Here is an 18,206-nt window from a genome sequence, read left to right as displayed (position 1 = left end):
GCCTTCCTAAGAAACATCCTCGATTGCCTGTAGGGTGAAACCAAACTCGGCGGCCCGCCGGTGCAATCCCTTGACCACCCGCTCGCGGTACTGCTGCTCATAGTGGTCGGCGCCGGGATCCTGATATTCCATACCAAAACGCATTGCGTTGTAGAACAAGACCGCAATCTTGCGCGCGGTGGCGGTGACAGCCTTCGCTTTGCCGATACGCGCCGACAACCGTCGATAGAATGCCCCCAGCGCCGTATTTGTTCTGCCAATGGTCACCGCTGCCAGTCGTAAGTGGGCGGTCACTCGATTCTTGGTCTTGCGAGTATGAGCTGACAACACCTTGCCGCCACTGATCCGGCAGCCCGGAGCCAGTGTCAGCCAGGAGGTGAAGTGTTGGGCCGTTCGCCAGCGACTCAGGTCCGTTCCACACTCGGCCACCAGACGCAGTGCCAGGTAAGGGCCAATGCCATGGATTTGAGTCAGATCGATACCGACCAGCTGATAGAGCAAGGTGCGCACATCGAAGTTGAGTGCGTTCGGTTGCCGGGTACGGTGGCGAGGCTTGGGTAGCGCTTCGCTGGGGCGGGGCTTTCCACGAGAGAGTTGTTGCAAGCTTTGGGCAATCTGTTCATCACAGAGAGAAATCTGGGCCTGGTAGGCGTCGTACATGGCCAGTGCCTGACTCAAGGCAAACACATGCTCGGGCTGGTAATTGCCAACCAGCGCACGTTGGATAGTTTCGACGCTCGACTGACAGCGCAGGTCGCGCATGGCGGCGAGCATCGTGGCATTGCGCTCTCCTGCGACAATGGCACGGATGATCCGCATACCGGTGGCGCCGGTGATGTCACTCACCACATGCTGCAATTGCAGATTCATGTGGGTGAGCACCTTTTGCATGTGCTGGATATGAGCCGCAGCGTAATCGAGGTGACGTTCACGTAGCCGCAGATAACTGCGCAGCGCGGCGATCTCCCGCTCAGGATGGAAGCTGGCGCGCAGTAGACCGCAAGCATGCAGGCGCTGGATCCATTGCGCATCGTTGACGTCGGTTTTTCGCCCTGGTACGGCCCGGGCATCCCTGGCGTTAGCTAAGATGACCTGTAAGCCATGGGTCTCCAGGATCTCATACACGGGTATCCAATACACGCCCGTTGACTCCATTGCCACGGTGGTGATCCCAAGCTCGACCAACCAAGCAGCCATACGCTCCAGGTCTGCCGTGAAAGCCTGAAAGGTTTGCACTGGTTCTTCGGCGAGCGCGGTGGGCACCGCAACCACATGGAACCGCGAACCGATATCGATGCCCGCGGCGAAGGCATGGATGATCGGTAAACCGTGTTCAGTGTTGTGCTTTTTCATGAATACCCCTCCATCACAAAATAGTGCCGGACGGGGACTCGGATTCGATCACATTCCTAAACGGGGTCACCAAGGTGCCACCACTCACGGGTCCGCAGCTTCCCCTGGGTCAGGTTTTTTGACGGGGACTCAGCCTCCAAAAAGCAGACGACCACTGTCCGGTGAGGTCAGTGTAGTGGACGTGTTTCTAATTCCATGGGCCACGGAGTGCCGGGGAGGCGGTTTTTTAGAATGGCCTTTTCGCGTTCAAGCCGGTTGATGCGGGCTTCCAACTCCTGAATTTTTTGCTGCTCAGGGGTCAGCGCCCGGTTAGCAGGTGTAGCGCCACTTCGTTCTGATTGAAGTTGCTGAACCCATCGACGCAGCACAGTTTCGCCGACATCCAGTGAACGGCTGGCTTCGGGGACTGAATAGCCTTGGTCGAGCACCAGGGATGCGGCTTCCAGCTTGAACTCGGCAGTAAATGAGCGACGTAATCTTGTCATTGAACACCTCAAATAATGGTGGCGACTGTACCACCTAAAACGGTGTCCGGGATGATTAGACCACTACAGACTAAATTGACCGCTGTTTCAAACACACCACCCAACACCGCCGAATCGCGCGAGGCGTTTGGCATCGCGCTGCGTATCGCTTCGACTTTGGCATTCGCGTTGATGGCTGTCTGCATCAAGGCCTTGGGAGATGACATTCCACTGGGCCAGGTCGTGTTTTTCCGCTCGGCGCTGGCGCTGATCCCGCTGGTCGGCTTCTTGTGGTGGTGCGGTGATCTCCGACATGGCCTCTCCACGCATCGCCCGCTGGGCCATATCATACGATGCCTGGCAGGGGCGACGGCGATGTTCACCTCCTTCGCGACCTTGCGGCTGTTGCCGCTGGCCGAAGCGAATATGCTTTCCTATCTCTCGCCCGTCCTGCTGGCTCTGATGGGGTGGGTATTTCTCCATGAGGGATTCGGCCTGCGCCGCGCGGTGGCGGTGCTGCTCGGCCTGGCAGGCGGTGTCGCACTGGTGGTACCGGCCTTTGGCGGCGACCTGCCCGAGGGATCTGAACTCGGCGTTATGACGGGGCTTGTCACCGCCCTGCTGACCGCCATTGCACTTTTGCAGGTACGCAGGCTGACGCAAGCGGGCGAAAAGGCGGGAGCGATAGCATTCTGGTTTACAGTCGTATCGGCATTGTCGGGCCTCTGCACCGCGATTTTCGGTTGGAGCTGTCCGACAGCTGGGCAATGGGGACTCCTGATCGGGGCAGGGATGTCAGGCGGAATCGCTCATATTCTCATGACGCTTTCGTTCCGCCATGCTGAAGCCTCAGCCCTTGCACCTTTCGAGTATCTGTCGGTGCTCTGGTCGGTGCTTCTGGGAGGGGTGCTGTTCTCTGAGATCCCGAGCTGGAGTTTTCTGTTCGCCTGCCCGCTCATTGTTGCCAGTGCCGTCATCGCCAGCGTGTCGAAGCGATAATTGTATCGGGCACGTTGTGGCGCCGGCGCAGCTTGGTTAGTGGTACCGGGAGCTAGGTCAGGTTTGCCAGTCACCCCCGATAGAATCGGGAGAGATTGATGTAGTCAGGGTAACTCACGGTAATGATCACCGGATGCCCCGGCTGCCAAACAGGCGTGCTTTGTTTTATCTGATGATAGAGATACCGGAGGCTGATAAGGTCTGGTGGTTGCACATATGCCGTTTGTTAAGCTCGGGGGCATAGCGATGCACCTCGAGTCCGGTGATAAGACGGGTCATGTTCGGTGACTCTAATGATGCAAAGGGCCAGCCTGTGAGGGCTGGCCCTTTATGTTGTTTGTTGATGAGCGAGACAGTCGGGCGTCAACGAGCGCAGTTAGCCGTCTCATTGATAACCGGCTTGCAATTGAGTCGGTCCAGCAGGTGCAGCGAGCCGTACTGGGCCACCAGCCGGTCTATGGCCATCTGGGCGCAGGCTGTTCTGCTGGGCTTATTCTCAGGAATTGCGTAACGAGCGGTCAGCCAGCCGCCGAGCAGGGCAATGCGGTAGCCGCTCGGAATATGGGTGAGCGAGGTGCCGATGCCCCTCCCGTGAATGAGAAAGGGCACTGCTTGGCCGCCGATGTCGATATCCATGCGTTGGCCCTTCAGCTCAAAGGTGGTGAGCTCGCCGGTTTGCGGATGTTTGCCAGGCACCTTGATGGTGTTATTTTTGGCCATTTCACACCTCCGGCTTGCGTTCAAAGTGGCGGGTTACAACGCCCGCCTCCGGGTCAATGCTGATAAACGCCAGGGCTTGCGGGTGGTACTGGTAGAGCCGCGCCAGCTCGGCACGAAACGCCTCAACGTTCGGCGCAATCACATGGCTGGTATCTCCCTCGGCATAGGTAAAAGTCTCCAGCTTCTCGGTATTAATCCAGATACCGAAGTACCAGGCGTCTTCCTCGGTATCGTATTGCTGCCAACCTTGAGCCAGTAGCGTCCGGTCGTAGTAGTAGCGGTCAGCCTGATGGCTACCCCGGTCGATGCGGCAACCTGTCACAGTGAGCTCGAACGGGATACGCCTTGCTTTGTGAGCCTTCTTGACTCTGCGCAGCAGCTTGAGGGCTTTGGCTCTACTACGGCCATTACCGAGTGGTTGCGGCTGCCTGGCCCGCAATCCCAGGTGGGTCATTATCTTCGGCGCGGAGTTGTGGTTCAGCTGACCGATGGCAGTGGTGATCTGCCGAGCGGTCAGGGTCTTGTAATCACGCAGGTCGTGCATGGTTGGGTTCCTTAAAATGCAAACAGCCCATCGGGGTGAGGAGCTGTTAGAGGTCTTGTTTGTACTGGTGGCCGTGACTCAGGTATGACTACTCCAATCCGGCGTGTCGTTACTGCCGTGGTTGACGTAGGCCCCGACAATCACCCGTTGCCACTCGCCGACCGGTTGGCCCGCTGCATTACAGGGGCAACGAAAGCGGGCAAAGCTAATCTCTCGTGGCAGGTGCTCACACATGTCACGTGGACTGACAAAGAGCATGGTCTTGTACAGCACCGGGTTGGGCGCGACCAACAGATTACCGATACGCCGCCCTTCGATATCGTGGGCATAGGCGAAACCTGGCAGCATCAACTGCTGGGCGATGAGCTTGGCCAGCCCAGGATGTACACACATAGCTTCCGCCACGGCGGCCTGACTAAAGCTGTCGATGAACTCAATCATACTGAGCTCCTTTGATGTTTGATGTAAACCCAGAAGGGATGAATCGGGGGAACATGGATTACAGCATTCCACGCTCAGCCATGGAGACGACCCCTTCGGCGCCAATCACCAGGTGGTCAAGTAGGCGGACATCCACTAGCGCAAGGGCATTGCGCAGGACGTCCGTGATTTGCTTATCCGAAAGGCTGGGCTCCGGGTAACCAGAGGGATGATTGTGGGAGCAGAGGATAGCTGCACTGTTAAGCGCCAAGGCTCTCTTGACCACTTCTCTTGGATGCACACTGGCAGCAGTCAAGGTCCCGTGAAACAACTCCTCCAGGGCAATAACGCGATGTTGATTATCAAGAAACAGCACGGCAAAGGTCTCCCGCTCTCGTCCTTGAAGCAGGGTTTGCAATCGTTGAGCTGCCATCTGGTGAGAGGTGATTGCAGAACCTTTGGCAAGTCGCTTGCGGGCAACCTGGTTGGCCATATGCAGCAGGTCTTGCTCGGTCACAGGTTCGGTAACGACATAGGTGCCAGGGAATTCCCCAGCCTTGAGTTTGTGGTAACGCATTATGGGTTTCTCCAAATAAACAAAAACCCCGACACGCAGATAGCATGTCGGGGTTAAAGAGAGGTAATTGGGGCACACCTAGGGGAGATCAGGTCGCTTTGGGAATAGCTCCGGCTCTCGACGCTGGCGTACTCTTCGCCGGCATCAGCGACTCTGGGGCCAACACGTTCAGCAGGCTAGCCAGAGCAAGGCAGCAGGCTTCCACGACCCACAGATATACGCTGTAGCACTGAATGGTTAGGCCACTATCACTTACAACCTGCGTCTCTCCCTCCCGATTGATGACCTCAGGATCAATGGCTATCGGTTTTTTAGGCATCATCGACCTCCTCTTGAGGTAAGGGGTCACTCTCCACGCAATAGCCGTGATGGATACAGGTGCGCTGCAGGTTGCTCAGAAAGTCTCCCAGTACACGGGGCTGATCAGAGAACGGGACGGGCCCTGCCTGGCTACGCCAGAAACAGCGGCGCGTGGGATCCACACATATTTCATCTATCGGCTGGCTCATGGTGCGCCAGTCCTCAGCATTGGTGAGGGAGAGAAGTTGCCACTGCATGCCAGACCAACGTAGATGCAGGGTGACGGTGCGGGCGTTCGGGCTACCAGGAGTCAGATGCAGCAACCAGCGCTCGCCCCGGCGAGTCGGCTGCAGTTTGGCTTTGGCGGCGACCAGTCCCAACCACTGGCACGAGTAGTGGGACAACGGCAGTTCGTTAGTCATCACACACCTCCTAATCCCCACTCACGATGACGGTGAAATACCCTAGCTGGCCATAGGCGATGAAACTGCTCTGCCACAGGGCAAACAGTTCCCGCGCTTCCACGCCGGGCAGTGGTCCCCAGCCCTGCAGATAGTGCTCATCACAGGAGAGGTTGAAGTCGAGCTCTTTGCCGAGCTCTGCATCCTGGCCGAGCCCCTGATAACTGAAGTCGGTGATGTAATCGAAGACCCAGCCGTGCAATCCCCGAATAAGCCGCAGCTCTACCGGATGGACGCCACCCGTCTCGGCACTGTAGCCGGGGCTGCGAAAGTTGAAGGTCAGGGTCGAGAGGTCGGTGAGGTCGAGCTGTTGTTCCCGCACGACACGGCGCAGCAAGTCAGGTAGCTCAGGCGAGATCGGCAGAGCCATCCCTGCCTGGTGAAATGGCATGGTCATCATGGTGTGTCCTTTCGTATCGAATGTGAGAGCCGTTAATCCCTGAACCAGCGCCAGGCGCGATAGAGGCCGTAGGTGGCAGCCAAGGGGGCCGCCAGCGAGGTGGCCGAGGTCCCCAGCAACGCACCGACTACAGCGGTCACAGCGGTAGTCGCTGACGGGTTCAGTGCCGTGCTGCTGGCCATGCCAGACAGGGCGGCCTGAGGGGACTTCTGGGCCACTGTGCGATGTGCCTGATGTGCGATACACCCCGTGGAAATGAGCTGGTTAATCTGCTTGCTGTAGTGAAAGCCCTCGATACACCAGAGAACGAAGTGCTCACAGTTGTTAAAGAGCGCGCTGTAGTGAGCCTCTCCAAGGCGGGAGTAAGCACGGTCGATGCTCTCCTCCCGGTTGAAGGCACGCGAACGATGGTGCTGGATGCGATAGCCCCGCCCTTGCTCAAACTCGGCAAGCGTGGTGATGGCTATCTGACCGGAATGTATACCAGCACTGACCCCCTGGTAGTGGATGACCTGATGGTCCCCCAGATAGAGGCCGTGGTGCTGGTAACCGGCACGGGGTGAAACGAGGTGGTCCCCCGGTTGTGGTAATGGCATGGTTAATCCTTGTCTTTGTAAGAAAAGCGGCATAAACAAAAAGGACACCATCATGGTGTCCTTTAGGGGAGATGTTCTGTTGATCAGGAAAGAGGGACTCTTACTAATCCATCGGTGAAAACCAGAGATGTTACAGTTTGAGCGAGCGCTTCATCCCCTCTTTGGTTGCTAACTGTTTAATGAATTCAGGGGCCCACTTTTTGCCTGTCACCACATCAGCAATCATCTTGTCGCTCATATGCGGCACGTTATAAATGAGCTTGATGATAAGGCCTCCTAGGCTGCTGCCATTAATCGTTGTTAGTGTTTTCCAAATTCCCATATCGCAAACCTTTATGATGTAAATTTGACCACCTATGAGTGCACCTCAATGGAGCGCTGTCAGCGATCTCTACAGACCAACCAGTAGAGTAATCCCGCCAAAATCGGGTCGATGATCAGCCCGAGAATGAACCACCCCCAAAATGAGCGACCGTTGCTCGAGGCAACAATGCCTAGCAGCAAGGCAAGTCCGAACCATAGCAGTGGAATGATCATGTTTATTTCTCCTGTTACAAGATGTTGGCAATAGGGGGCCATCCGACGAGATACCAAGTCGGTTGGTAGAGTGTGGCTAGCATGCTGCCAGTGGATGCACTGGTAGATGACAAAGGCCACCGTGGGAGATTAGGTATTAGATTGTGATGTGAGCTCCATTCATTTTAGGTCTAGAAATTTCAAAAATAGATCTAATTAGTTGATATTCAACCTTTTGAGTCATTAATGTCAATGAGTCCATGGTCAACCATAAGGGTTGACTGGAGGACTTATGACTGACATCAACTTTGAAGAGCTTGCCAAGAGCGTTGGTAAAGCGATTGGACGCCAACGCCACCAGGCAGGGCTGACTCAAGATCAAGTGGCTGAGCACCTAAAAATAGGTATGGAAGCCGTCTCCCGAATGGAGAGAGGTCTCGTGGTGCCGACAGTCGTGCGGCTCGCTGAGCTGGCTCAGCTGTTTGGCTGTGATCTCGCAGACTTCCTGTGTGAGACCAGCAATCGTCCCACCGAACAAGGCATGGTGATTAGCCAACAGTTAGCCAAACTCGACACAACAGACAGGGAGCTTGTCCTGGAGGTGGTTGGTAAGCTGGCGGCAAGACTGGCACGTTAATGGCTTGCTGTTCGCATAGATGACTGACGGATGCTGATAAACTCAGGAGGATACAATGGCCCTTCCATGCGGATTTACAGCAATCTGTGCTTGGTGTCCCCTGATGATATCTATCTGAGTTTCTTTTCAATCGAACCGACAAAGTACTAACCGAGGTCTGCCAAGACGAGGTTGGCGCGATGGTGTCTCCATACGCCCGAAGGTCCGACGACCGGCTGGCAATACCGCCAGTATTTGCGTATCCAGCTTGGTCAGATAACTCAGTGCATTAATCAGGTTTATACGCTTGGCTGTATCGCTGTAGTGGACCATCCCAATCCCATCAGTACCCCATTCCAGATATTCCCCCCGCCTGATCTGACAATTGAAATAGCTCCCGTTATTGTCGGTTATATCCTCCCACAGCTCCCCCAGTGTTCTACTCAGCGAGATATCTCGTTGGTGAACAGCCCCATTAAAAATAAACGTAATGTGGGTATGAAAATGTCTATCAACACCAAACTCTAGTTTCCAGATATAGCCTACCAATGCAGGATATTTGTTCTGTACTCGACGAAGGTAACATCGCAGGTAATTCGTCACGAGGTCTAACGTTAACTGATCGTAGTAGGCTTTGCGATAGCCGATATCCAATCGGATGATTAATAGCTTGGCATGCTGGTCGAATAGGCTAGTAACATACGTCTCTATACTGAGCTGATTGCGGCATTCAACGCGTTTGAGGTTCTTTAGGCGCTTACGGTGGACCTTACTCTTGAACTCTCTTAGAAAAGCATACAGCGCGTTATTGATATCCCTGGCTAATTCGTCACCCACATCACTATCGAGATATCTCTCATGGATGAGGTGCAATCCATAGACCTCTCGCATGTGCGTTAGGAATAACTCTATCGTTGGATGCGATGACGATATTTCCTCATGACAATAAAAATAATCACACACTGTATCCAACGCATTAAAGAGTTTGGTTGATAGTCTACGGTCAATGCAAGTGATGCGTGACTTATCTGGTGCTGAATAAACAGCCCTGACAATAGGAAGCGTTGTATTTTGGAGCTGGTCTGTTATAGATAGGATATCTAAAAGTCTGACTGGGTTAAACATGATAACCTCGTTTAGGCAGGAGTAACCCTACACTGTGTGATAAACACACGCGTACATAGGGCGATTAGTGGAATGGTATTGGTTATATATGAGAGGCTGTATAGATAACTAGTGTTGAACTAAATAATAAATAAACCTAATGTTCGATACATTCATTTTTCCATCTAAATATCCGAACGAAAACATAAGAGGGAAACCCCATTTTATTTAATTGACAACTATTCAACACATGCGAGTTGAGGCTGTAAGTTATGGAGCTCACTAAGTGTGATAAGTGCACTCCAGACTGACTTCGACGCTATAGCTATAGACAATGTACTCACGACAACCAATTGAGTACTGAATTGTCTCGGATGGTTTGGGGTATAAGTAGTCATAGCAAGCTAACATTTCCATACCGAACTGATTGATAAGGTCGGTGATGAGCAGATTTTTGTCTTGGCTGATCATGGTTATGTCGTGATTTTTGTCATCAGAAGGGTGTGTCAGTAAAAAAAAACATTAAGAAAATATGTTTAGAATACAGATGGATATCTTAGATAAACAGTTTATCGGTCTACCTGTCGCCTTCACGATCGCGGATAGATAGTATAGGATAGCCAGAACACAAAATCGTAAGCCATTGTTTTTTATGCACTAAAAAAGAATATTAACTTTAATGGGGGGGGGGTCGTGGAATCAATTAGGTGTAAATATTCCTACCTTTCGGCTATAAATGAAGAGATGAGGCTTGCTTTCTTAAATTTTAATGAGTGTAGCCACTCTATTTACTATCGCATAGATAAGAGTGGCTCAATTTTGATTAATGCATCATCAAAACAACCTTCTGTGATTTTTTTAGGTTCATTTTATAGCGCACTCACTAGTTTTACTTCATGCATTATTAAATTAAACTCAGTTAAAGAATCGCTCCCTCCCCCAAAGAAAACAAAAAAAATAATAAGACCTGAAGCTAAAAGCGTTAACGTTTTGGATGTTGCCTATGAGCTACGAGATGAAATTGAAAAATTAAAAACTCATAAAATAAATCCATTACTATATTTTTTTATAGAATTCTGTAAGTGCCATCGCATCAATATTTATGATATGCATCCACTTGATATACGTAAAAACTTCATGACGTTTATTTATCATAAACCGTATTACACAAGTGTAGCTAACCCTATAAAGGACATGAGTAAAGAGAGCGTTAATGACAATGAAACTCGCAAAACAAAAGTTATTAACAAGAAACAGATTAAAGAGTTCTATTTTTCTGCAGAGAAAAATATTGCTTCTTGTATAAATTACATTGATGATCTAGTTAAGATTCATGGTGGGTTACGTGTAGTTACGATGCGACTTGGGATAATACCAAATAAAGACATATTTGATGACCCTTTTAAACGTGCAACATCCTTTTTAGATTGCGAGAGTGATTTAATCAGCATGCTGCATCTGAAAGACCGTCTATTAAGGAACTTAGTTAGAGACGCAACATTAAAAAACATGGTTGGTTATATAATGAAAGTGGATCACTCACCATATATAGGGTTTCATATCCACTTCATCTCTATATTTACCTCTGACATTGAAAGTGATTTACCACTATTAATATATGAATTCTGGAACAATAGGATAACCGAGAAAACTGGGTACACATGGGGTTATCGTTTTGAGTCCCCTGCCTCAAGAAATGCATATGGTGATGAGTACACTCTTAGCATTGATGATTCCAAGGATAAGCTTGATTTAAAATCATTTATTAGGCAAATGCTGCTGCGAGACAAATTAATCAAGATCGATATTCCTAAGAGGCGTACTTTAGAACGAGGCATAATCCGCGACACCATTGAAAACAGAATACTATTAAGTAGTGAAAAAAGGGATATTTTACGTGATATATTTAGAAAAGCAAAAGATGACCATGTATCTATTAAGTCTCTAGTGGAGTTTTTCTCACAGGTTTAGCTAACACTTGTTTTTGTAAAATCACTACTATTGAAAATATCTCAAAAATCAATTTGTGATTATTTAATGCAGTGTTGTTGATTATAATAACTGTACCGCTATGGTTATCACCTGACACCGGCCTCAAACCGGTGTTTTGGTTACGCTGATTTAGAGCGCAGTTCCTTCGGTGTCAACTTTTGCCCCTTCTTGAACATACGATAGGAGGTATGTACCTCCAACATCCTACCCAGATGTGACAGCTGGGTGTTGCAGCGCTCCAGGTAGCGATGTAAATCTGTCTGAATCTGCCCCACTGACTCATTCCGGAACCTTACGGCTTGGTCGTCCGCCTCTTGATAAGGAAGTGTTCATCCAGCATGGTACGATGCAGTCGTTCGATAAAGTCATTGCTCTGTGGCCTGCGTACCGTGTTAGTCCAGAGTTCAATCCCCCAGTTGCAAGAACAGCTCGTTGGGATGATGGTCAGGGCGTCCGCAGAACGCGCGCCAGTTATCTGACAGGAGATGGGATAGACACACGGTTCATGTGCTTCAAAGAACGGCAGGACCGTTTCATTGAGCACATGAACCGAAGTCACCGGCAACTTGCCGGTATAGTGCCGTCCCCAGGCATGACGGTTTTAGCCGTCCAGCACGATTTCCAGATACACCTTGTCCTCCTTGAGTACACCGACGATGAAGGTATCGCACGCCACCAGTTCCCCAATGTAGTTAACTTCGATCTGGCGTTCGCGAAACTCAGGACTGAAGCGCTAGAGCAGGCGAACTTATTCATCATTGAGCTCCATCGTCTACTCCCGATGGGTTTTCTCGAGGCACAACAAGCGGCCGAGCTTGGAAAGCAGGTCGTGACGTTGTCATACGCCACTCAGATCGCCCGCACTGACGTTGATGCTTTGCAGACACGTCTTTGTGCAGACCACAGCGGGTACTGGGTTGGATTGGTGAGAGAGTTATCGAGGATGGCCTGTTCAATCTCGGGAGCGACCCGGTTGGGATGTGCCCTTTACAGCCGGGCAGTTTGTCGAGCAAGCCCTCGGCCGATAAGCTTGCAGGCTTTGCTTACGTTATTGAGATCTTTGGCGAGCTTTAACAAGCGGAGTTTACAGCGTGCTATTTTCTCGTTGCAGGTCAACGGTGACTCCAGATAACACGGTAGGGATACCGTTTTGTTATCCGGTTTGAAGCCATATGACCACTCCCTTGTGGACAACAGTCAGGTGAATAGCACTTTCATACCTTTGTCACCTACCTCGATTTGGCTTCTCGACATGACAGATAAAAAACGGGGCGAACCTAGTGGTGCGCCCCTGATGCTTTTTACGTCAACCCCGAGGGGTCAACCCTGTTTGTCTGATGCCGGCTCTGCGTCCTTCGGCGCCTGCCAGCCGCCACCGACGGCCTTGTAGAGGGCGACCTGGTTATTCAGCTGGGCGAGCCGGGTGCTGATGAGCCCCTGCTTGGCGCTGAACAGGGAGCGCTGGGCATCGAGGCGGGTCAGGTAGCTGTCCACCCCTTGCTCGTAACGCACCTCCGCCAGCCTGAAGTAGGTCAGGTTGGCATCCACCAGCGCCTGCTGCGCCTGCAACTGCTGCGCGTAGTCCGCCTGGGCACCGAGGGTGTCCGCAACCTCCTTGAAGGCGGTCTGGATGCTCTTCTCGTAGCTCGCCACCGCCTGCCTGGTCCCCACCTCGGCCACGTCCAGATCCGCAACGCGCTTGCCGCCATCGAAGATGGGCAGATTGATCTGGGGCATGAAGGTCCAAGTGCCAGTGCCGCCGTCAAACAGACCGCTCAGCTGGTTGCTGGCGGTGCCAGCCGTCGCGGTGAGCGAGATGGTCGGGAAGAACGCGGCGCGGGCCGCCCCTATGTTGGCGTTGGCCGCCTTCAGGTTGTGCTCCGCCGCCAGGATGTCCGGGCGTTGCTGCAACAGGCTGGAGGGAGCCCCCACCGGGATCGGCGCCAGTTTCACCTCGGCCAGGGTAGCCGGTTGTGCCGCCAGCACCGGGATATCGGTGCCAAGCAGCAGGGCCAGACCGTTTCTGTCCTGCTTCACCAGACGCTGGTATTGCGCCTGGCTGACCTTGGCGTTTTCCAGTGCCGTGCGCCCCTGGGCCAGCTCCATCTCGGAGGCGGCGCCCAGGCGGTATTTGTGCTCGGTCAGGGCATAGCTCTCCTGCTCGGTGGCGAGGGTCGCCTGGCTCAGGGCCAGCAACTCCTGATCCGCCAGCAGGGTGAAGTAGGCATTGGCCACCGAGGCCACCAGCGCAATCTGGGTGCTGCGCTGGGTCTCGATTTGCGCCAGATAGGTCTCAAGGGCCTGATCTTTCAGGCTCTGGATCCGGCCAAACAGATCCAGCTCATAGGCGGTGATGCCGATGTTGGCGCCGTACTGGCTGCTGATGGTGCCCTGCCCCGTACTACTGAGATCGTCGGATCCCTGCTGGCGGGTGCCGCTGCCACTGGCGGCCAGGGTCGGCAACTGGGCCGCCCGCTGGATACGGTATTTCGCCTCGTAGGCCTCGACGTTGAGGGCTGCCAGGCGCAGATCCCGGTTGCTCTCAAGGGCGGTGCCGATCAGCGTCTGCAGGGCCGGGTCCTGGAACTGCTGGCGCCAGGGGGCAAGTTCCCCCTTGGCGGCCAGGTCAGCTTGCCAAGAGGCGCCTTGGGGCAGCTCGGGGCGCTGGTAGTCGGGGGCCATGGAGCAGCCCCCCATCATCAGGGTCACGCCCAGGGCGATCAGGGTCTTAGTCATGGTTGATCTCCTTGGTGTGGACACTCTCTTCCCCGGCATGCTTGCGTTCGGTGAAATAGCGCATCACCAGCACGAAGAACAACGGCACGAAGAAGATGGCGAGCACGGTGGCACTGATCATCCCCCCCATCACGCCGGTCCCGATGGCGTTTCGGCTGCTGGCGCCTGCCCCGGTGCTGATCACCAGGGGCAGTACCCCCAGGATGAAGGCGAGCGAGGTCATCAGGATGGGGCGCAGGCGCTGACGCGAGGCCTCCACCACCGCATCCCCGAGCCTCATCCCCTTGTCGTGCAGCTCCTTGGCGAACTCGACGATGAGGATGGCGTTCTTGGCCGACAGCCCGATCGTGGTGAGCAGGCCCACCTGGAAGTAGACGTCATTCTCAAGCCCGCGCAGGGTCGCGGCCAAAATGGCCCCCAGCACCCCGAGCGGCACCACCAGCATGACCGAGAACGGAATGCTCCAGCTCTCGTAGAGGGCCGCCAGACAGAGGAAGACCACCAGGAGCGAGATGGCGTACAGGGCCGGCGCCTGGGAGCCTGCCTGACGCTCCTGGAAGGAGAGTCCGGTCCACTCGATGCCGATCCCTTCCGGCAACTGTTTCACCATCTCCTCGATGGCCGCCATGGCATCACCCGTACTCTTGCCCGGGGCCGCCTCACCGACGATCTCCATGGCGGAGACACCGTTGTAGCGCTCAAGACGGGGCGAGCCGAAGCTCCACTCCGTGCTGGCAAAGGCGGAGAAGGGCACCATCTGGCCCGCGCTGTTGCGCACGTACCACAGCTTCAGATCTTCCGGGTTCATCCGGAAAGGGGCATCCGCCTGCAGATAGACCTTCTTGACCCGGCCTCTGTCGACGAAGTCGTTCACATAGGAGGAGCCCCAGGCCGCCGACAGGGTGTTGTTGATGTCGGTGATGGAGAGCCCCTGGGCCAGCGCCTTCTCGTAATCGATCTTGATGTCGAGCTGGGGCGTGTCTTCCATCCCGTTCGGGCGTACCCGCACCAGGTTGGGATCCTGCGACGCCATGCCGAGCAACTGGTTGCGCGCCTGCATCAGCTTCTCGTGACCCAGACCGCCGCGGTCCTGCAGGAAGAAGTCGAAGCCGGTGGCCGTGCCGAGTTCCGGAATGGGGGGCAGGTTGAAGGCGAAGACCTGGGCTTCCTTGATGCTGAACAGGAACCCCATGGCGCGGCCGATGATGGCATTGGCGCTGCGCTCTTCTCCCTTGCGCTCGCTCCAGTCCTTGAGCTTGATGAAGGCCATGCCGCTGTTCTGACCGCTACCGGCGAAGCTGAAGCCCGCCACCGTCAGCACGGAGTCCACGTTCTCCTTCTCGTTCTCGAGGAAGTAGTCGCGCATCTCCCCGAGCACCACCTCGGTCCGCTCCTTGGTAGCCCCCACCGGGAGCTGCACCATGGACATGATGACCCCCTGATCCTCTTCCGGCAGGAAGGAGGTGGGCATGCGCATGAAGAGCACCGCCAGCACCGCCAGCATGGCCAGATAGATGATGCCGTAGCGGGTGCCCTGCTTGATCACCTTGCGCACGCCGTTCTGGTAACGGTTGGCGTTGGTGTCGAAGAAGCGGTTGAACCAGCCGAAGAAGCCGCGCTGGGCGCCGAATTCACCGTGCTTCATGGGTTTGAGCAGGGTGGCGCACAGGGCCGGGGTCAGGATCAGGGCCACCAGCACCGAGAGCACCATGGCCGAGACGATGGTGAGGGAGAACTGGCGATAGATGGCACCGGTAGAGCCACCGAAGAAGGCCATGGGCACGAACACCGCCGACAGCACCAGGGCGATGCCCACCAGGGCGCCGGTGATCTGGGTCATGGACTTGCGGGTCGCCTCGAGGGGGGAGAGATCCTCCTCGCTCATCAGACGTTCCACGTTCTCCACCACCACGATGGCGTCATCCACCAAGAGGCCGATGGCGAGCACCAGACCGAACATGGTCAGGGTGTTGATGGAGAAGCCGAAGGCCGCCATCACCCCGAAGGTGCCGAGCAGGACCACGGGCACCGCGATGGTCGGAATCAGGGTTGCCCGGAAGTTCTGCAAGAACAGATACATGACGCAGAACACCAGGAAGATCGCCTCGATCAGGGTCTGCACCACCTCCTCGATGGAGATCTTCACGAACGGCGTGGTGTCGTAGGGATAAACGATCTCCATGTTGGCCGGGAAGTACTCGGAGAGTTCACCCAGCTTGGTCCGCACGTGCTCGGCGGTGTCCAGGGCGTTGGCACCGGTCGCCAGTTTGATGGCGACGGCGGCGGTGGCCTGGCCGTTGTAGAGCGCGGTCGCGTCGTAGTTTTCACCGGCAAGTTCGACCCGGGCCACGTCCTTGAGCTGGACCTTGGAGCCGTCCTGGTTCACCCGCAGCAGGATGTTGTTGAACTCCTCCACGGTGGAGAGTCGGGTCTGGCCCATGATGGTGGCGGTAAATTGCTGATCGCTCACCGCAGGGGTCCCCCCCAGCTTGCCGAAGGCAACCTGGGCGTTCTGGGCCTTGATGGCGGCCTGAATGTCGGCCGGGGTCATCTGCACCCGGTTGAGCTTGTGGGGATCGAGCCAGACGCGCATGGAGTACTGGCTGCCGAACAAGGTGATGTCACCGACCCCGTCCAGACGGCTCAGGGGCTCCTTGATGTTGGCTACCACATAGTCCGCCAGGTCATCGTTGGTCATGGCGCCATCGGTGGAGATGAAGGCGGCCACCATCAGGAAGCTGCTGGAGGTCTTCTGGACCCGCACGCCCTGTTGCTGCACCTCTTGGGGCAGGAGCGACATGGCCTGTTGCAGCTTGTTTTGCACCTGCACCTGGGCGATGTCGGGATCCGTGCCCGGCTTGAAGGTGAGGGTCACGCTGACGTTCCCTGACGAGTCGGATTGCGCCGACATGTAGAGCAGGTGATCCAGCCCGGTCATGTTCTGCTCGATGATCTGGGTCACCGAGTCTTCCACCGTCTTGGCGGAGGCCCCCGGGTAGCTGGCGGAGATGCCAACCGCCGGCGGGGCGATGGTCGGGTACTGGGCCACCGGCAGGCCGATGATGGCCATGGCCCCGGCCAGCATGATCACCAGGGCGATCACCCAGGCGAAAATGGGTCTATCTATGAAAAAACGTGCCATGAGGCGACTACTCCATCCTACTGCTTGGTTGCCGGGGTCTGTTGTGCGCTGTTGCCGGCACGTTCAGTGGGCGCCACCACGACCCCGGGTTTGACTTTCTGCAGACCGGCGACGATCACCTTCTCGCCAGCCTTGAGACCGGACTCCACCACCCAGCTGTCGCCGGACATGCGGCCGACCTGCACTTCACGCAGTTCCACCTTGTTGTCCGCCGTCACCACCATGACGGTGGCACCGCCCTTGGGGGTGCGGGTCACGGCAGTCTGGGGCACCAGCAGGCCTTGCGGGCGCTCGCCCTCCTGCAGGGTGGCGCGCATGAACATGCCGGGCAACAGCAGTTGATCCGGGTTGGGCACGATCACCCGCAGGGTCACCATGCCGGTCGCCTCGTCCACGGTCACATCGGAGAACTGGAGGGCTCCTTTCTCGCCATACTGGCTGCCATCTTCCAGCTGGAAGCTGACACCGGCCCCGTCCTTCTCCCCCTGGGTCAGCTTGCCCTCGGCCACCAGGCGCTTGAGCCGCAGCAGGTCGGCGGTGGACTGGCGCACGTCCACGTACATGGGATCGAGCTGGGAGATGGAGGTGAGGCTGTCCGCCTGCTGGGCGGTCACCAGGGCACCCTCGGTCACCGCCGACTTGCCGATGCGGCCGCTGATGGGGGCCGTGATGCGGGTGTAGGCCAGGTTGATGTTGGCGGTCTGCAATGCGGCCTTGGCGGCCCCGATCTCGGCCAGCTGCTGTTTCCAGGCCGCGTCGGCGTCGTCATACTCCTGGCTGCTGATGGCTTTCACCTTCACCAGCTCGGCGTAGCGCTGGGCCTTGAGGCGGGCGCTGCGCTCGTTGGCCTCGGCCTTGGCGAGGTTGGCCTTGGCGGAAGCCACTTCGGCCTGATAGACGGCGGGATCAATCTGATAGAGCAGTTGACCGGCCTTGACGTCGCTCCCCTCGGTGAACAGGCGCTTGAGGATGATGCCGTTCACCTGGGGACGCACCTCGGCCACCCGCAGGGGGGCGGTGCGGCCGGTGAGCTCGGACAACAGTTGCAGGGGGGCCGTATGGAGGGTGACCACGTCCACGGCGGCGGGAGGCATCTCCCCCATGGCCTGCTGGGCCCCGTCCTTGTCACCACAGCCAGCCAGCAGGCCGCTTGCCAGCAAGGCAAGGCCGACCGAACGTGCGAGAATATGTTTATGCATCAAGTCTCTGAACCTCAGTTTCAATCAAAAAGAAGTGACAAAACCACAGGGTTTATAAGGCCCCTGT

17 protein-coding genes and 2 pseudogenes are annotated in these 18,206 nt (G+C 55.6%); 3 read left to right on the top strand and 16 right to left on the bottom strand.

From position 1 onward, the window contains the following. Positions 1–6: 6 nt before the first annotated feature. Positions 7–1,353 carry an IS110 family transposase gene (locus AB5Y68_RS18845; protein ID WP_039041085.1) on the bottom strand — a complete coding sequence of 449 codons (1,347 nt, stop codon included), beginning with the start codon at positions 1,351–1,353 and terminating at the stop codon, positions 7–9. 224 nt (positions 1,354–1,577) lie between these two features. Then, a pseudogene (locus tag AB5Y68_RS18840) lies at positions 1,578–1,838 on the bottom strand (transposase); the annotation flags it as partial. Positions 1,839–1,889: 51 nt separating this feature from the next. Between AB5Y68_RS18840 and AB5Y68_RS18835 the strand changes: the two are divergent. After that, positions 1,890–2,816, top strand: a complete 927-nt coding sequence (locus AB5Y68_RS18835; protein WP_052258794.1) for a DMT family transporter — start codon at positions 1,890–1,892, stop codon at positions 2,814–2,816. Between the two features lie 363 nt (positions 2,817–3,179). Here AB5Y68_RS18835 and AB5Y68_RS18830 read toward each other — a convergent pair whose 3' ends face one another. The 9 genes from AB5Y68_RS18830 to AB5Y68_RS18790 all read right to left on the bottom strand — a co-directional run bounded on the left by AB5Y68_RS18830 (position 3,180) and on the right by AB5Y68_RS18790 (position 7,371). Then, the gene (locus tag AB5Y68_RS18830) at positions 3,180–3,536 is read right to left on the bottom strand and encodes a hypothetical protein (protein WP_039039176.1); all 357 of its coding nucleotides are present in this window, start codon (positions 3,534–3,536) and stop codon (positions 3,180–3,182) included. Position 3,537: 1 nt separating this feature from the next. Next, a complete protein-coding gene (locus tag AB5Y68_RS18825; RefSeq protein ID WP_039039177.1) occupies positions 3,538–4,080 on the bottom strand; it encodes a hypothetical protein in 543 nt (180 codons plus the stop codon). A 78-nt stretch (positions 4,081–4,158) separates the two neighbouring features. After that, positions 4,159–4,521 (bottom strand): hypothetical protein, encoded by a 363-nt coding sequence (locus tag AB5Y68_RS18820; protein ID WP_039039178.1) that lies wholly within the window; start codon positions 4,519–4,521, stop codon positions 4,159–4,161. Between the two features lie 58 nt (positions 4,522–4,579). Continuing rightward, positions 4,580–5,077 carry a DNA repair protein RadC gene (gene radC, locus AB5Y68_RS18815; RefSeq protein ID WP_010673722.1) on the bottom strand — a complete coding sequence of 166 codons (498 nt, stop codon included), beginning with the start codon at positions 5,075–5,077 and terminating at the stop codon, positions 4,580–4,582. Between the two features lie 311 nt (positions 5,078–5,388). Further along, on the bottom strand, positions 5,389–5,799 hold the full coding sequence (locus tag AB5Y68_RS18810; protein ID WP_039039180.1) for a hypothetical protein: 411 nt from the start codon (positions 5,797–5,799) through the stop codon (positions 5,389–5,391). Positions 5,800–5,809: 10 nt separating this feature from the next. Then, entirely contained in the window at positions 5,810–6,235 is a 426-nt protein-coding gene (locus AB5Y68_RS18805; protein WP_039039257.1) for a DUF2787 family protein, read from the bottom strand. Positions 6,236–6,270: 35 nt separating this feature from the next. Continuing rightward, positions 6,271–6,834, bottom strand: coding sequence for a lecithin retinol acyltransferase family protein (locus tag AB5Y68_RS18800; protein ID WP_039039181.1), 564 nt, complete (start codon positions 6,832–6,834; stop codon positions 6,271–6,273). Positions 6,835–6,964: 130 nt separating this feature from the next. Next, the gene (locus AB5Y68_RS18795) at positions 6,965–7,156 is read right to left on the bottom strand and encodes a hypothetical protein (RefSeq protein WP_010673717.1); all 192 of its coding nucleotides are present in this window, start codon (positions 7,154–7,156) and stop codon (positions 6,965–6,967) included. Between the two features lie 59 nt (positions 7,157–7,215). Continuing rightward, a complete protein-coding gene (locus tag AB5Y68_RS18790) occupies positions 7,216–7,371 on the bottom strand; it encodes a hypothetical protein (protein ID WP_010673716.1) in 156 nt (51 codons plus the stop codon). Between the two features lie 271 nt (positions 7,372–7,642). Here AB5Y68_RS18790 and AB5Y68_RS18785 point away from each other — a divergent pair, with 271 nt between their 5' ends. After that, positions 7,643–7,987, top strand: a complete 345-nt coding sequence (locus AB5Y68_RS18785) for a helix-turn-helix domain-containing protein (RefSeq protein ID WP_010673715.1) — start codon at positions 7,643–7,645, stop codon at positions 7,985–7,987. Positions 7,988–8,113: 126 nt separating this feature from the next. Here the strand turns inward: AB5Y68_RS18785 and AB5Y68_RS18780 are convergent, their stop codons facing one another. Continuing rightward, on the bottom strand, positions 8,114–9,091 hold the full coding sequence (locus AB5Y68_RS18780) for an inovirus-type Gp2 protein (protein ID WP_234704010.1): 978 nt from the start codon (positions 9,089–9,091) through the stop codon (positions 8,114–8,116). Between the two features lie 723 nt (positions 9,092–9,814). On the opposite strand from AB5Y68_RS18780, the gene AB5Y68_RS18775 reads away from it, so the two are divergent. Beyond that, positions 9,815–11,041, top strand: a complete 1,227-nt coding sequence (locus AB5Y68_RS18775; RefSeq protein WP_160290072.1) for a hypothetical protein — start codon at positions 9,815–9,817, stop codon at positions 11,039–11,041. A 140-nt stretch (positions 11,042–11,181) separates the two neighbouring features. On the opposite strand, the pseudogene AB5Y68_RS18770 reads toward AB5Y68_RS18775, so the two are convergent. The 4 genes and pseudogenes from AB5Y68_RS18770 to AB5Y68_RS18755 all read right to left on the bottom strand — a co-directional run bounded on the left by AB5Y68_RS18770 (position 11,182) and on the right by AB5Y68_RS18755 (position 18,139). Next, positions 11,182–12,178 (bottom strand): annotated as a pseudogene (locus tag AB5Y68_RS18770) (IS481 family transposase). Between the two features lie 204 nt (positions 12,179–12,382). After that, positions 12,383–13,798 (bottom strand): efflux transporter outer membrane subunit, encoded by a 1,416-nt coding sequence (locus AB5Y68_RS18765; protein WP_039039185.1) that lies wholly within the window; start codon positions 13,796–13,798, stop codon positions 12,383–12,385. After that, positions 13,791–16,940 (bottom strand): efflux RND transporter permease subunit, encoded by a 3,150-nt coding sequence (locus AB5Y68_RS18760; RefSeq protein ID WP_010673711.1) that lies wholly within the window; start codon positions 16,938–16,940, stop codon positions 13,791–13,793. The genes AB5Y68_RS18765 and AB5Y68_RS18760 overlap by 8 nt, the downstream gene beginning before the upstream one ends. Positions 16,941–16,957: 17 nt before the next feature. Beyond that, positions 16,958–18,139 (bottom strand): efflux RND transporter periplasmic adaptor subunit, encoded by a 1,182-nt coding sequence (locus tag AB5Y68_RS18755; RefSeq protein ID WP_010673710.1) that lies wholly within the window; start codon positions 18,137–18,139, stop codon positions 16,958–16,960. Positions 18,140–18,206: the final 67 nt, after the last annotated feature.

The sequence above is a fragment of the Aeromonas sp. R6-1 genome (assembly GCF_040908165.1).
Lineage (GTDB): Bacteria > Pseudomonadota > Gammaproteobacteria > Enterobacterales > Aeromonadaceae > Aeromonas > Aeromonas caviae.
The sequence above is the reverse complement of the archived record's forward strand: the minus strand, read 5'-3'. Positions and strand labels throughout refer to the sequence as shown.